General features: G+C 56.6%; 11 protein-coding genes. 9 read left to right on the top strand and 2 right to left on the bottom strand.

Features of this window, described 5'->3' with window-relative positions; genetic code table 11:
- Nucleotides 1-181: 181 nt before the first annotated feature.
- Nucleotides 182-532: a helix-turn-helix transcriptional regulator gene (locus tag NH395_RS09285; RefSeq protein ID WP_253024240.1), complete on the bottom strand. Its 351-nt coding sequence runs from the start codon at nt 530-532 to the stop codon at nt 182-184.
- A 471-nt stretch (nt 533-1,003) separates the two neighbouring features.
- Here NH395_RS09285 and NH395_RS09280 point away from each other — a divergent pair, with 471 nt between their 5' ends.
- Nucleotides 1,004-3,826, top strand: coding sequence for an EAL domain-containing protein (locus NH395_RS09280; protein WP_253024238.1), 2,823 nt, complete (start codon nt 1,004-1,006; stop codon nt 3,824-3,826).
- On the opposite strand, the gene NH395_RS09275 is transcribed toward NH395_RS09280, so the two are convergent.
- Nucleotides 3,773-4,744: a helix-turn-helix domain-containing protein gene (locus NH395_RS09275; protein ID WP_253024236.1), complete on the bottom strand. Its 972-nt coding sequence runs from the start codon at nt 4,742-4,744 to the stop codon at nt 3,773-3,775. The genes NH395_RS09280 and NH395_RS09275 overlap by 54 nt on opposite strands.
- A 203-nt stretch (nt 4,745-4,947) precedes the next feature.
- On the opposite strand from NH395_RS09275, the gene NH395_RS09270 reads away from it, so the two are divergent.
- From NH395_RS09270 to aceK, 8 genes are all read left to right on the top strand, one after another.
- The gene (locus tag NH395_RS09270) at nt 4,948-6,360 is read left to right on the top strand and encodes an ethanolamine ammonia-lyase subunit EutB (RefSeq protein WP_253024234.1); all 1,413 of its coding nucleotides are present in this window, start codon (nt 4,948-4,950) and stop codon (nt 6,358-6,360) included.
- Nucleotides 6,353-7,189 (top strand): ethanolamine ammonia-lyase subunit EutC, encoded by an 837-nt coding sequence (gene eutC, locus NH395_RS09265; RefSeq protein WP_253024233.1) that lies wholly within the window; start codon nt 6,353-6,355, stop codon nt 7,187-7,189. The genes NH395_RS09270 and eutC overlap by 8 nt, the downstream gene beginning before the upstream one ends.
- Before the next feature lie 177 nt (nt 7,190-7,366).
- Complete coding sequence (eat, locus tag NH395_RS09260) at nt 7,367-8,800, top strand: ethanolamine permease (RefSeq protein ID WP_253024231.1); 1,434 nt, start codon at nt 7,367-7,369, stop codon at nt 8,798-8,800.
- A gap of 88 nt (nt 8,801-8,888) precedes the next feature.
- Entirely contained in the window at nt 8,889-9,392 is a 504-nt protein-coding gene (locus NH395_RS09255) for a CIA30 family protein (protein ID WP_253024229.1), read from the top strand.
- 151 nt (nt 9,393-9,543) lie between these two features.
- Nucleotides 9,544-9,927: a photoactive yellow protein gene (gene pyp, locus NH395_RS09250; RefSeq protein ID WP_253024227.1), complete on the top strand. Its 384-nt coding sequence runs from the start codon at nt 9,544-9,546 to the stop codon at nt 9,925-9,927.
- A gap of 91 nt (nt 9,928-10,018) precedes the next feature.
- Nucleotides 10,019-11,149, top strand: a complete 1,131-nt coding sequence (locus NH395_RS09245) for an AMP-binding protein (protein WP_253024225.1) — start codon at nt 10,019-10,021, stop codon at nt 11,147-11,149.
- A 36-nt stretch (nt 11,150-11,185) separates the two neighbouring features.
- A complete protein-coding gene (locus NH395_RS09240) occupies nt 11,186-12,754 on the top strand; it encodes an aromatic amino acid ammonia-lyase (RefSeq protein WP_253024223.1) in 1,569 nt (522 codons plus the stop codon).
- Nucleotides 12,755-12,824: 70 nt separating this feature from the next.
- Nucleotides 12,825-14,576, top strand: coding sequence for a bifunctional isocitrate dehydrogenase kinase/phosphatase (aceK, locus tag NH395_RS09235; RefSeq protein ID WP_253024221.1), 1,752 nt, complete (start codon nt 12,825-12,827; stop codon nt 14,574-14,576).
- The last annotated feature ends 9 nt before the right edge of the window (nt 14,577-14,585 follow it).

Below are 14,585 nucleotides of genomic sequence, written 5' to 3'. Positions count from 1 at the left end.
AGATGCCCTCACTGACATGCAGCGTCGATCAATTATCTATAGCACGAATGAGTAGAGGTCACCAACAAGTGTGGGGTTTTTGGCAGGCGCGATTTTACATCAGTTTTATGAAGTTATTGTTTAAATGCTGATGACCGGTTTTTAATATTCTTTTTATGGATTTTTTATTACCGGTTTTAGTTCATTCTTTATTATTAAAGCGGTTTGTTAGGTTTTCGAGTATATCAAGTAAAAGCTGGCGATCATTCGAGTCGAGGGGTTCCAGAAGATGCTTTACGCGACTTGCCTGGTCGTCTAGGTGAAAGCTGGCTTGCCCTAATAACAATGCGGCCTCGCAGTTGAAGATTTCTGCCAGCTCCAGTAGTCGGACGATGTTGGGAATCACTCTCCCACGCTCTATCCGCGAGACAGCTTCATTGCCAATGCCCAAGCGTTCAGCCACTTCTTCCTGGGTCAGCTGACTGCGAATTCGCTGCTTGGCAATTGCTCTGCCAATGTTGCTAGCTAGCCGTTTCTGTTCAGTTTTGTTCACAGCGTCCTCCGTATAGACATAAATGGTTGAGGATCAACCTATTGACATGAAGGACTGTTTGGGTTGAATATCAACTTTTCTGGTTGATATAAAGCAGAATAGAGAGTTTTTGATAGCAGCATATGCCGGGAAAACCGGCAGATGGCAAATTTAAGTTTTTTGATCATTTAATTAAAAGTAAGGGTTGGTGTTTTAAGTTAGCTTTTTTGAGGAAAGTTAAAGCTAATTCGCAGTTTTTATAAGTTTTCGCAGGTGTTTAAGTAGTCATTGGATGATGCCGAGATAAAGGCAGATTTAGACACAGAGCGGGTGCAGGCCCTGCCGTTGGAAGCGGCGGGTTGCGGTTTATAACGTAATACATGAAGTTTTTTACTCTACTAGCGAATGGTTCAGGGATGATCACACCGCAGCCGTATACAGCCTTTGGCGAGCAGACGTGGCGTACCTGACGGATTTCAAGGCGTTAATATCATGTCTTCTACTAAGGCTCCAGTGGTTTTTAGGCAGTTGGCTGACAGCTTGACCTCTGTCAGTGAAAACAGTTTTTTTTATCATCTGGTAAAAGCACTTTCGGACATCCTGCGCGTTGACCATGTGCTATTGGCACGATTTGATTCTCAGCGCGGTATCGCAACGCCCTTGGCTTTCTGGACCCATGGTGCGCTTAGCGAGCTGGATGTGTACGCGGTGAAAGACACGCCCTGTGAACAGGTCGTGATGCTATCCCGCTGGCGTACACCTTCAGGGGTAATCGACCGTTTCCCGAACGACACAAGGCTCGAGGTATTATCGGCTGAAGGCTATTGGGGCATGGCGCTGCAGGCACCCGATGGCACTTGCCAGGGAGTGCTTGCCATCATGCACTCCTCACCGCTGGAGCTGCCTGACTACGCTGAAGAAATCTTGCGGGTCATTGCGATATTGGGGGGCACTGAACTTGCCCGCCAACTCGCCCAGGATAATGTTCAAGTACGTTTACGCAGAAAAAAACGCGCATTGCGGCTAATGAACCGGCGGCACGATTTATTAATGCATACCGGTAGCGAGCAGCAGTTGCTGCAGTCGGCTTGCAGCGTTGCGGTGAGTGTCGGCGGATACGCTGGCGCCTGGGTTACCGCATTAACGCCTGAAATGGGATCAGACGAGGCGTTATCCATAGAGGCGATGGCGGATGTAGATGGCGAGGCTGCTTCCTGGCTGAGCCCCGCCCAGCTTTTTATTTCCCGTTACTGCAAAGGACTGGCCGAGAGAGCTCTGCAACATAATCGCTCTATCGTCATTGAGCGCCCCAATGATGAAACGTTGCCTTCTGGGGTTAATCAGGCCCTAAGCGCTTTGGGGGCTGAACAGGTCGTTGCCTTGCCGCTTCAGTATGCCGATAAGCAGTACGGCGTAATGACGCTTTATCATCGGCAGCCTGGCATGCTGAACGTCGATGAAATGCAGTTGCTGGAAGAACTGGTCGATGAAGTATCGCTAGGTATCTATAGCCGTCGTCAAAAACAAGCAGAAACTCGTATCCAGCATGCGGTAACAAGAATTGCGACAGCTGTTTCCGCCAGTAATGGCGAGGCGTTTCTTCATCAGCTCACGGTGCACATGACCGAGGCCTTATCGGCAGAAGTCGGGTTTATTGCGTTGCTTGATGAACAGGATACCGATTTCGCTTGTACATTAACGCTATATGTAGAAGGCCAGCTCCAGGAAAATTTTGCCTATTACCTGCCTGGGGTGCCTTGCCACAGGGTAATGGTCGAACAGGAGTGTATTGTTCATAAAGACGCCGCCATCATGCTTCCCGGTGAAACGAATGGAGCGCTAAGTTGGGTAAATGGTTATGTAGGGAGGCGGTTGGATAATAGCCATGGTCAACCGATGGGGCTTATTGGCGTGATGTTCAAAGAGCCGCTGGCCGACGTGGATATCGTACGTAATGTGCTGCAGATATTTGCAGCCCGGGCCGCGTCAGAGCTGGAGCGCCAGGCAGACGAAAACCGTATAAGGCAATTGGCCTTTAATGATTCGGGCACGCAGTTACCCAACCGAGCGGCTTTCATGCGTCATCTTAAGCATGTGCTCACTGACGCCTCAGCCCCGGGCATGGCATTGTTAATTCTGGACCTTAACCATTTCAAAGAGATCAACGACACCGCCGGGCACGATTTGGGGGATATTGTCCTTCAAGAAGTGGCAAGTCGCTTGGCGGCCTCATTGACGTACAACGAGTATCTGGCGCGGCTGGGCGGTGATGAGTTTGTTGTGGTCTGCCCTGCTCGCGATGAGGCCGATGCACTGGCAAATGCCCGACGGTTGTGTGAGTGCATTGAGCCCCCTTTCAACGTTTACCAGCAATCCTTCGAACTCACGGTCAGCGTGGGTATCTCGCTCTACCCTCGGCATGCGACAACGCCTTTGGATCTTCTGAAGGATGCCGACATTGCCATGTATCAAGCCAAGCGCCAAAAGCTGCCTGTTTGTGTATTTGAGCCCTGGATGGAGTGCGAAGTCGCTGAGCAGTTGCAGATAGCCAAACGTCTTTCCAATGCCATTGCAGAAAAACAGCTACGCTTGCATTTTCAGCCTCAGGTCGACCTTCGCGATGGACGCTTAATCGGCGCGGAAGCGTTATGCCGTTGGAATGATGAAGAGCTAGGCGTCGTTTCACCCGGCAGGTTTATTCCCATTGCCGAAGAACGCGGCATGATGGTGGCGCTGGGTAACTGGGTTATTGAAGAAGCCTGTCGGCAACTGTCGCAATGGCATCAACAGGGCCTGCGGCTGCCGGGGCAGTTGGCGATCAACATTGCGGCCGACCAGTTTGAAGACGGTGATCTGGTAACGTCACTACTGGGCTACTGTCAGCAGTTTCAGGTGGAAGCCTCAATGCTCAGCCTGGAAATCACCGAAAGCGGTATCATGGTGAATCCCGAAAAAGCCATTGCCATGACCAAAACCCTGAAAGGCAAGGGGTTGGGATTGGCTATTGACGACTTTGGTACAGGGTATTCGTCGTTGGCTTATTTAAAGCGCTTTGCCGCCGATAAAATCAAGATCGATATCTCGTTCGTTCGCGACATGCTCACCAGCGATAATGACCGTGTAATTGTCGAGACGATTATTGCCATGGCCACCACCTTGGGGCTCGAAACGATTGCGGAAGGTATTGAGCATGCCTCCCAGGCCGAAGCGCTACTGGCGATGGGGTGTACCCAGGCGCAAGGCTACTATTTCGACCGGCCGCTACCCGCCGACCAGTTTGCTGAACGCTGGCTTATGGGCGCTCAGCGTTTGTGAGGGGCATTCACCAAACTGTTGCTTGTAGTCATGGGCGAACTGGCCCAGATGCCAGAACCCCCAATAGGTGGCAATCTCGGTCACCGACTGGTCAGGGGCTGCGGCCCGCAATGCCCGCCTTACCCGGTTGAGCCGGGTAAGACGCAAAAACTGCAGCGGGCTGATGCCAAGAATGGTGGTGAAACTGTACTGCAGCGTGCGTCGGCTGACATGGGTCAGTTCACACAGCGCCTCCATGGTGACCGGCCCTTCCAGATGTTCGTCAACGTAACGCTTAACGCGGTCGACCACTTCTTTTCGATGGGCATAGCTGGGTGGTGCTTCCTGGCAAGGCTTTTCGGCCTGCAGTAATTCAAGCAGCGCCATCAAAAAAATATCTCGATGCAGTCGTTCGGCAATGGTGCCTTTCGGGTTAACCACTAACTTTTCCAGCAAAAACGTGACGGCACTCAGGGTGTCATGGGCCACATGGCGTCGCGGTACTTGCTGCCATCGCTCATCCAGCGTAATGCCCTGTTGCGCTGCGGCGGCGTTCAGCGTGGGCAAGTCAACCACCAAACCATAAATATCAAACGCATCTGGGGTGACGAGTTCAAAGTCGTGGCCGCCTGGTCGACACATGACCTCATCGACGTTCAGCGCCTGTCCGTTAATGCGCGACCCTCGCGTTAATGGCGGTATACCAATCCATAGCGAGTTGGGCCACACGCAGCAGTCTTGACGCAGCGCTTGGCCGGTGTGCTCTTTAAATACCTGCATACCGGTCAGCTCGATTTCATCCAGCCGACCGTAGAATCGGCCAGGGCTTAACTGGTCGTATTGCTGTTGCCAGCGCGTCAGGTTGTTGGCGTGCTCATCAGCATCGAACGCTTCCTGAATGCATCTTTTTGGTGCATGAGCGCTGCCAGACGAGTCCATGATCAACTCCTTGGTGGCTGTTTGGGGACGCTAATTGCCCTGGTTTTTACGCATCTATTTGTTTTTGCTTATATTGTTGAGTCTTTGGCGAGTTTGCCAAAACTCGATACTTCCCATTAAGGGTTAGCGCTAAGGTAGAAACAAGCAAGTTTTGTACCTTGGCGCTTTTTTATAGCGCCTCATTCCGCCAAAAGGAACGCTTTATGGCACAAGCCTATCACTCCACGGTGGGGAGCCGCAGCTACCGCTTCGCAAGCCTGGCCGAGTTGATGGCCAAAGCCACGCCGCCCCGTTCCGGCGACCGCCTGGCCGGGGTAATGGCAGAGAGCGCCGAAGAGCGCGTCGTCGCCCAAATGGTGTTGGCCGAACTGCCGCTCACTACTTTTTTAAACGAAGCGTTGATTACTTATGAAGAGGACGAGATCACCCGGCTGATTATGGATGAGCATGATGCCGCCGCCTTCGCTCCCATCAGCCATCTCACCGTGGGCGACTTCCGTAACTGGCTGCTTTCCGATCACGCCACCAGCGACGTACTCGCGGAAGTGAAAGCAGGGATTACCCCTGAAATGGCCGCCGCCGTCAGCAAGCTGATGCGCAACCAGGATCTGATTCTGGTGGCCAAGAAGTGCCAAGTCACCACGGCGTTTCGTAACACCATCGGTCTGCCGGGGCGGCTCTCGACAAGGCTCCAGCCCAATCACCCCACCGATGACGTCACCGGTATAGCCGCGAGTATCCTCGATGGCCTGTTATACGGCAGCGGTGACGCGGTGATTGGCATCAATCCGGCCACTGATAACGTCGCCCAGAGCGTCAAGCTGATGCGCCTGATGGACGAGGTGATCCAGAAGTATCGGATCCCCACCCAGTCCTGCGTACTGACCCACGTGACGAACACGCTGGAAGCGATCGAGCAGGGCGCTCCGGTCGATCTGGTGTTTCAATCGATCGGTGGCACCGAAGCCACCAATCGCAGCTTTGGCTTTGATTTGAGCACCCTTGCCGAAGCCGAAGCGGCGGCCCAGTCGCTCAACCGTGGCACGGTGGGGCGTAACGTGATGTATTTCGAAACCGGGCAGGGCAGCTCGCTGTCCGCCGATGCCCACCACGGGCTCGACCAGCAGACCTGCGAAGCCCGCGCCTACGCGGTGGCGCGCAAGTTTAATCCGCTGCTGGTAAATACCGTGGTGGGCTTTATCGGCCCCGAGTACCTGTTCGACGGCAAGGAGATTACCCGTGCCGGGCTGGAGGATCACTTCTGCGGCAAGCTGCTGGGCGTGCCCATGGGCTGCGACGTTTGTTATACCAACCACGCCGAGGCCGACCAGAACGACATGGATAACCTGCTCACGCTACTCGGCGTGGCGGGCTGCAACTTCATCATGGGCATCCCCGGTTCTGACGACATCATGCTCAATTACCAGACCACCTCCTTTCACGACGCGCTTTACGCCCGGCGAGCGCTGGGGCTAAAGGCGGCGCCGGAGTTTGAGCGCTGGCTCGAAGAGATGCAGATTTTCCAGGATGTCAGTGCCTACCGGCTCAACGACCAGTTGCCCGCCGCCTTTGCCAACAGCCTGCGCCACCTGCCAAAGGAGCCTCGTCATGGTTGATAAGCCAGCATCGCCTATCGTCGTTGAGAACCCCTGGGAGCGTTTGAACGCCTTTACCGATGCGCGGATTGGCTTGGGGCGCGCGGGTGTCAGCCTGCCGACCAGCAAGCTGTTGGCCTTTCAACTGGCCCATGCCCAGGCCCAGGACGCCGTTCACACCCCGCTGGATGTTGACGCGCTGGCCAGTGAGTTAACAGAGGCGCTTGAGGTATCAGAGGCCCCCATACGCTTACATAGCCAGGCCCAGGATCGCGCCATGTATCTGCAGCGGCCCGACTACGGCCGGCGTCTCAACGAAGAAACGCGTGAACAGTTGCAGCAAGCCGCTGCCTCTCAGCAGCGCTATGACCTGGCGGTGGTCATCGTCGATGGGCTCTCTGCGCGGGCCGTTCAGCAGAACAGCGTGCCGTTTCTTAGCAACCTGTATCAGATGCTCAAAAGCGACGCTGCGGATTGGCAGTTGGCGCCACTGACCATTGTCGAGCAGGGGCGGGTGGCGATCGGCGATGAGATTGGCGCACTGCTGAACGCTGACGCCGTGCTGGTAATGATCGGCGAACGGCCGGGCTTAAGCTCGCCGGACAGCCTCGGGCTGTATATGACCTGGGCGCCGACACCAGGCCTCAGGGACGACCGGCGCAACTGTATTTCCAACGTGCGACCGGCGGGGCTCGCGGTCGAGGAAGCCGCCCGGCGCTTCTTTCTGCTCTTGAAAGAGGCTCGCCAGCTCAAAGTGTCGGGGGTCAAATTGAAAGACCGTAGTGAAGACGATGTGCTGGAAGGAGACGCCGCACCTGGTTCGATTCGCAACTTTCTGGTCGCTGATTAACGACCTTGGCGAACGCCAATAGCCGTATCAAAACGGCCATATAACAACACCTATAGCAACAGACGTACCACAACAACGACGTAACAATTCTCCCATAACAATATGGAACGCAGTAAGCAGCACATAGCAAAGCACGCCGCTGACGACACTTTCGTTCCACACCATGAGGGCAAAACGATGACACAACCATCAGTTGATCAGGCGTATTTGGCAAAACGCCAATTGCGTAAAGGGACTGCCGGCTGGATGCTGCTGGCGGGGCTAGGGGTTTCCTACGTAATTTCCGGCGACTTCGCAGGCTGGAACTTCGGTATCGGCGAGGCGGGGTGGGGCGGCTTTGCGATTGCCGCCTGCTTGATGGCGCTGATGTATCTGGCGCTGGTGCTATCGCTTGCGGAAATGTCCGCCGCGATACCCGCGGCGGGCGGCGGCTACAGCTTTGCCCGCCAGGCCATGGGGCCGGCCGGTGGTTACCTCACCGGGCTTGCGGTATTGATCGAGTATGCCCTTGCGCCAGCTGCGATCGTGATTTTTATCGGTGCTGCGGTGGAGTCATTACTGGGCATTAACGGCCCGCTGGTGTATCTGCTGTTTTATGCTGTGTTTATCGGTATTCACCTGGCGGGGGTAGGTGAAGCGCTGAAAGTCATGATGGTGATCAGCGGCCTGGCGGTGTTCGCCATTATCGCCACCGCCGTGGCGCTGATCGGCAATTTTGACGCCGCCAACCTGTTTGATATCGCGCCCACCGATGCCGCAGGCGCGAGTACCTTTATGCCGTTTGGCTGGTACGGTATATGGGCGGCGCTACCGTTCGGCATGTGGCTGTTCCTGGCGGTGGAAGGTGTGCCGCTGGCAGCGGAAGAAGCCAAGGACCCCGCCCGGGATATGCCCAAGGGCATTATTGGCGCGATGCTGTTCCTGCTGTTCACCGCCTTGTTGGTCGTGGTGCTGCTCGCCGGTGCCGCGGGCGCCGAGATGATCGGCCAAAGCGGCGTGCCCCTGGTGGATGCGCTGAATGCAGCGGGTAACCCAATGCTTGCCACCCTGGTCAACGTATTGGGCCTGGCCGGTCTGATTGCCTCCTTTTTTTCGATCATCTATGGCTATAGCCGCTTGGTATTCGCGCTTTCCCGTGCGGGCTATATCCCTAAACCACTATCGCTGACCAGCGAACGCAAAGTCCCTTATCTGGCGTTGATCGTGCCGGGCGTGTTCGGCTTTTTGGTATCGCTGAGCGGTGAAGGTGACCTGATTTTAGGCATGGCAGTGGTCGGCGCAACGCTGTCCTACGCATTGATGGCGCTGAGCCATATCCTGCTGCGGATCAAACAGCCCGACCTTCCTCGCCCGTATAAAACGCCGGGCGGTGTGGTGACCTCAGGCATTGCATTAGTGCTCTCGCTGGTGGCGCTCACGGGCGTATATGCCTTCGATCCCCGCGCCTTTAACTACACCATCGTGCTCTTCATTGCCGGGGCGGCTTATTACTTCCTGTACAGCAAGAATAAGCTGGTGGCTAAAACCGCGGAGGAGGAGTTTGCGCTGGTAGTGGCATCACCTGACGAGATAGACGACGAACCGGCATCGGTGGCTGCTGCCAAGCTGTAAGCAAGCCGACGATTAAGCTACTGTAAAAAGCCCCTGGCGGTATGACGCCAGGGGCTTTTTTACTCACGAGCCGTTGCGAGGTGGTCTTATGACGCTGACCTTTAATGATCCCAGCGAACAGCAACGCTGGTACGCCGTCGATGATGGCGTGATGGGTGGCCAATCCCGGAGTCAGTTCAGTGTTGTCGACTGTGAAGGGCGCTTTCATGGCGAGGTATCACTGAACAACGGCGGCGGTTTTGCCTCCGTTCGCCGTGAGCCCCACGATTTTGAATCAACGCTGGTGGATGCCCAGGGTATAGCGCTGACCGTGCGCGGCGATGGACGTACCTATCAACTGCGCTTGAAAAGCACGTCGCTGGGCGATGCCTCTGCTTACCGGGTGAAATTCACACCTGCCACGGATCGCTGGGAAACCCTGCACTTTTCATGGGCGGCTTTCGAGGCTGTTCGCCGAGGAACGCTGCTAACTGACGCACCGCCTATCAAGCCAGCGGGTATTACCCAGGTGGGTTTTCTGGTCGCCGACCGAACCGCTGGGCCTTTCTGCTTGCAGCTTACCCGCATGTCGGCATTACAAGACTCGCCTTAAAAGATGATGCCGGCTTCATTCAATAGTATTAGGTGATTGCCTTAGGTTACCGATGCTGCTAGCTTTGAAGAGTTTCACAAGTTTTGTATATTTTTTGTAGAGCACGTGGTGAATTGAAACACCCTAAAGCGTTCAACCCGGAGGTGCGGTAATGGCAATGGAAACGGTTCGGTTTGGCGGCGATGATATCGAGAACTCGCTGGCAAAGATGGATGACAAAAAATTGGACGAATTAGCCTTTGGGGCGATCCAGTTGGATGCCAACGGTAAGATCGTTCAATACAACGCAGCGGAAGGCGGTATTACCGGCCGTGATCCCAAAAGCGTGATTGGCAAGAACTTCTTTACTGAAGTCGCTCCCTGTACGCAAAGCAAAGAGTTCCAGGGTCGCTTCAAAGAAGGGGTTAAAAACGGCGATCTGAATACCATGTTTGAGTACGTGTTTGATTACCAGATGACGCCCACCAAAGTAAAAGTGCACATGAAGAAAGCCATTTCAGGTGACACTTACTGGATCTTCGTCAAGCGGCTATAACCCACCTTAAAGCCGCCTTGACGTCGTCAAGCCCTCAGGCGGCTTTCAACAAGCAAACCTTACGCTATGGGCGTTGTTAAGGATTTATAAGATGCCTCAATGGCTGAGCGAAGCCGATTGCAAAGCCGTGCTGCAATCATTGCTGAGCGCTGAATTGGCTGCCTATCGAGGCACCCCCGCACCGGACTGGCAGACGCCTCCCGCGATTGATTCCCTAGAACGACTGCACTTGGCTGCCTGCGTCAACGAATTCTTCTGTCTGCATGAAACGGGCGTCGAAGATCGCCTGCTGATGACCCAGCACGTCGATGACTGGGCCTCTTTGGTAGCTAATGCCGCTTCCGATACGTCGGGACTGACGTTCAGAACCTCGGGCAGTACCGGCGCGCCTACCGCCCACCTGCATCGCTGGGAAACCCTCGAGGCCGAGGCGCATGCCCTGGCACAGCGTCTTGCCTCGCGGGAGACGGTCAACCGCGTGATTCGCTGGCTGCCCTTGCATCATCTCTACGGCTTCATGTTCGGAGTGGCGCTGCCGGGCGTGGCGGGTATGCCGCGCATCAGCGTTGACGCTGCCGCCTTGCCGCCGCTATTGCCCGGCGACCTGTTGGTCACGGTTCCACCTCGCTGGGACTACCTGGCCATCTCTTGCCGCGCCTGGCCGGACAGGGTGGTCGGCGTCTCGTCCACCGCGCCGCTGGCTGCCGAGACGTCGCAGGCGTTACGCGAAAGCGGGCTAAGCGAGCTGCTGGATATCTACGGCAGTACCGAAACCGGCGGAGTGGCGACGCGCTGGCATCCGGACGCCGCCTACCAGCTGCTCGCCCATTGGCAGCGCCTTGATGCGAACCACATTCAGCGCCTGGATGACCGCACCGCTACGCCGTTGCTGGATCACACTCACTGGCTTGATGACGACACCTTCACGCTCCAGGGGCGCCATGACGGTATCGTGACGATTGGCGGCGTCAATGTCAGCCCCGGCCACGTGGCCGCGCGTCTGCGCGGGCTGGAAAGCGTGGCTGACTGCGCCATACGCGCCACGGGACCGGCGGCAAAACGGCGTTTGAAAGCCTTCGTGGTGCCGGTGGAAAGTGAGGAGCATGCCGCCTCCGAGATCGCCCAGGCCATCAATCAGTGGCCCGCCGCCGAGCGGCCGGTTGCCATCACCTACGGGGATGCCTTGCCTATCAATGCGATGGGCAAGCCCAGGGACTGGTAATTCGACAAAACAGGTTTCATCACAGGATATATCGCTATGGACAACGGGCGTCGCTCGCTTGAAGAGATCGAACAGATTGCCCTGGGGCGTCGGTTGCTTGATCTGTCGCCACAGGAAGAGCGTGCGGTGGCCAAGGCCCACGAGTTCCTTTGCGAGGCAATTGAACAGCGCCGTCGAATTTATGGCGTAACGACCGGGTATGGGCCGTTAGCCACGACGAATGTCGATCCCAAGCAGTCCGCCCTGCTGCAGCAGAACCTGGTGTATCACCTATGCAGTGGGGTGGGCGAGCCGCTGTCGCATCGCCATGTGCGTGCCATGATGGTGGCGCGGCTGACCAGCTTGATGCGCGGCCACTCGGGCGCCAACCCCCTGCTCATCGACCGGCTTCAGGCCTGGCTGGAGGCCGATTTGGTGCCTGAAGTCCCCGCGCGCGGCACCGTCGGCGCCAGCGGGGACCTGACCCCGTTGGCACACCTGGCGCGGGCGCTCACTGGCGAGGGGCGCGTAAGCCTGCGTGGCGGACGCTGGGTATCCAGCAGCGATGCCCATCATCAATTGGGCTGGAAGCCATTGGTGCTGCAGGGAAAAGATGCCATTGCTCTGGTTAATGGTACCTCGGCAACGGCGGGTATTGCCGCTATGAATGCTGTGGCGTCCCAGCGAGCGTTAAAGCTCAGCTCCTTGCTGGTGCTGCTGTATGCCGAGCTGCTGGCCGGGCACCGCGAGGCCTTTCATCCCGCCATTGGCGAACTACGCCCGCATCCGGGCCAGCGGCAGCTGCACCGCTGGCTGTGGTCGTTGTCGGCAGACAGTGGCGCCTTGACTCCCTGGCAGCCCAGGACGGAAACGCTCCCCGACATGCCCGATGATATCGAGCAACATCGCCCGTTACCCCAGGATGCCTATACATTGCGTTGTGCCCCACAGGCATTGGGAGCGGTCTGGGACGTGGTCGAGCAGCACGCCCAAACGGCGCGTATCGAGCTGGAGGCCGTCACCGATAACCCATTGCTTTTTGCCGATGACGATCTCGTCCTGCATGGTGGCAATTTCTTTGGTCAGCAGCTTGCGTTTGCCAGCGATCATCTTAACAACGCCCTTATCCAGATGGCGCTGTACAGCGAGCGGCGCATTGCCCGAATAACCAACCCCTTGATGAATAAAGGGTTGCCTGCGTTCATGCAGCCGCTGGATACTGGGCTACACAGCGGCTTCATGGGAGCCCAGGTCAGCGCCACGGCGCTGGTTGCCGAGCTGCGTAGCCAGGCTATGCCTGCCTCGATCCAGTCGATTCCCACCAACGCCGATAACCAGGATATTGTCCCGCTGGGCACCATTGCCGCGCGGCGTGCGAGCACCAGTCTGGAACAGCTTTATCAGGTGCTGGCGATCGAGGCGCTGGTGCTGGTGCAGGGCGCTGAGTTGAAGAAGATATCATCACTCAGCTTGGCTTCCCGATCTCTTTGCGCATGGGTACGTGAGCTTGCGGCACCGCTCGAACAGGATCGACCGCTGGCGGAAGACATTGCCAAGCTGGCGCAGGCGCTGGCTGACCCGGATCAGGTGGCGCCGCTGACCGCGCTGCTGGATACCGAGGGCTAGTCACACCAAGGTCACCTCGCATCTAGTCTCCGGTTACGCCAAGCTGGTCAAAACGAACAGGAGCCTTGCCGTGAAACTTTCTCCCGCGTATCGCCTAGCGGCCACTATTCTGCACGGCTTTGACGAGTACCGTGCGCGCTTCAAACAGATTACCTTCGACGCCAGCCGCCGTTTTCGCGAGGCGGCATGGCGCGATGCCCAGCAGGCTTCGGCGGCGCGTATCAACCTCTACGGCGAAAAGGTGGAGGACACCCTGGGGCGCTTGCAGCGTACTTTTCCCCAAGATGTACTGGCCCACTGCGTAACCTGGGGCGAAGCACGTCACCATTACGCGGAATTGATCAGCCAGCGGCTCGATTACGAACTGGCCGAAACCTTTTTCAACTCACTGTTCTGCTCGATTTTCCAGCATCGCCACATCCGCAACGAATGGATGTTCGTGTACAGCTCCCGCGACGATGCTGCGCATCGCTCGGGCATTGAGCTCTGCCGTCGCTGCCCGGTGAATGGTGACTGGCCAAACGCCCTGAGGTGGGCGCTTAAGGAAGCCCCGTTTGATAACCCCTTTGCCGACCTTGAGCGTGATATTGAGCTTGGAACGTCGCTTCTTGAAGCGCAACTGCCCGCGGCGATCTTACAGGCCGAGGATGTCCAGGTAGAGCTTTTGAAAAGCGTTTTCTACCGCAATAAGGGGGCTTATCTGGTGGGCCGGATTCTGGGCGGTGGTGAGCAGGTGCCGCTGGTTCTGCCGGTCCTGCACGGCGAGGGGTTTGGCGAGAAGCAGGGCGGCGACCCTTGTCTGCACCTGGATACGGTGCTTACCGAGACCGACGAAGTGTCGATCATTTTCTCCTTCACGCGGGCCTACTTTCAGGTGGATGTGCCGGTGCCCGGCGAGTTTGTCGACTACTTGAAACAGCTGATGCCCCATAAGCCGGAAGGCGAGCTGTATGCCGCGATCGGCTTCTTCAAGCACGGCAAGACCGAGTTTTTCCGTGCCCTGAACCAACAGGTCGCCAAGCGCGAGGACAAGTTCATTATTGCCCCTGGCGTGCGTGGCATGGTGATGGCGGTGTTCGTGCTGCCGAGCTTTCGCACCGTGTTCAAAATCATCAAGGATAAATTCGACCCGGCCAAGGATGTCACCCACGCCGTCGTGCGCGAAAAGTACCGGCTGGTAAAGCGCCACGACCGGGTAGGCCGAATGGCGGATACCCAGGAGTTCTCCAACTTTACCGTTCGCAAGGACCACTTTGAGCCCGAGTGCCTGGCGCATCTTCTCGAGGTCGCGCCTTCAATCGTCTCGCTCAAAGACGACAAGGTGATCATCAAGCATTGCTATACCGAGCGGATGATGACGCCGCTGAATATTTATCTGGAACAGTGCAGCGAGGCCGAGCGCGAGACGGTGCTCAAGGATTACGGCAACGCCATCAAGCAAATGGCGGCAGCGAATATTTTTCCCGGCGATATGCTGCTCAAGAATTTTGGTGTGACCCGCCATGGTCGGGTGATCTTTTACGATTACGATGAGGTGTGCTACATCACCGAGTGCCGGTTTCGGCATATGCCGAAAGGCCAGGGAATCGATGCCTCCAGTTTGTCGATCGGCCCCAACGATATTTTCCCTGAGGAATTTGGCCCCTTCATGTTCGCCAATAAAACGCTTCGCGATATGTTCATGGACCAGCACCCCGAGCTCTTCGACCCTGACTACTGGCTGGAAGTGCAAAAAGCGATTCGCGATGGCCGGGTCATTGATGTCTACCCGTATCGCAATAAGCAGCGTTTCGCGGGTACCGTGGGCCAACTGGTATATTAGGAGACACAC

Origin of the sequence: Halomonas sp. Mc5H-6, assembly GCF_024124705.1 — a bacterium.
Lineage (GTDB): Bacteria > Pseudomonadota > Gammaproteobacteria > Pseudomonadales > Halomonadaceae > Vreelandella > Vreelandella subterranea.
This window is presented reverse-complemented; position numbering and strand designations above follow the sequence as displayed.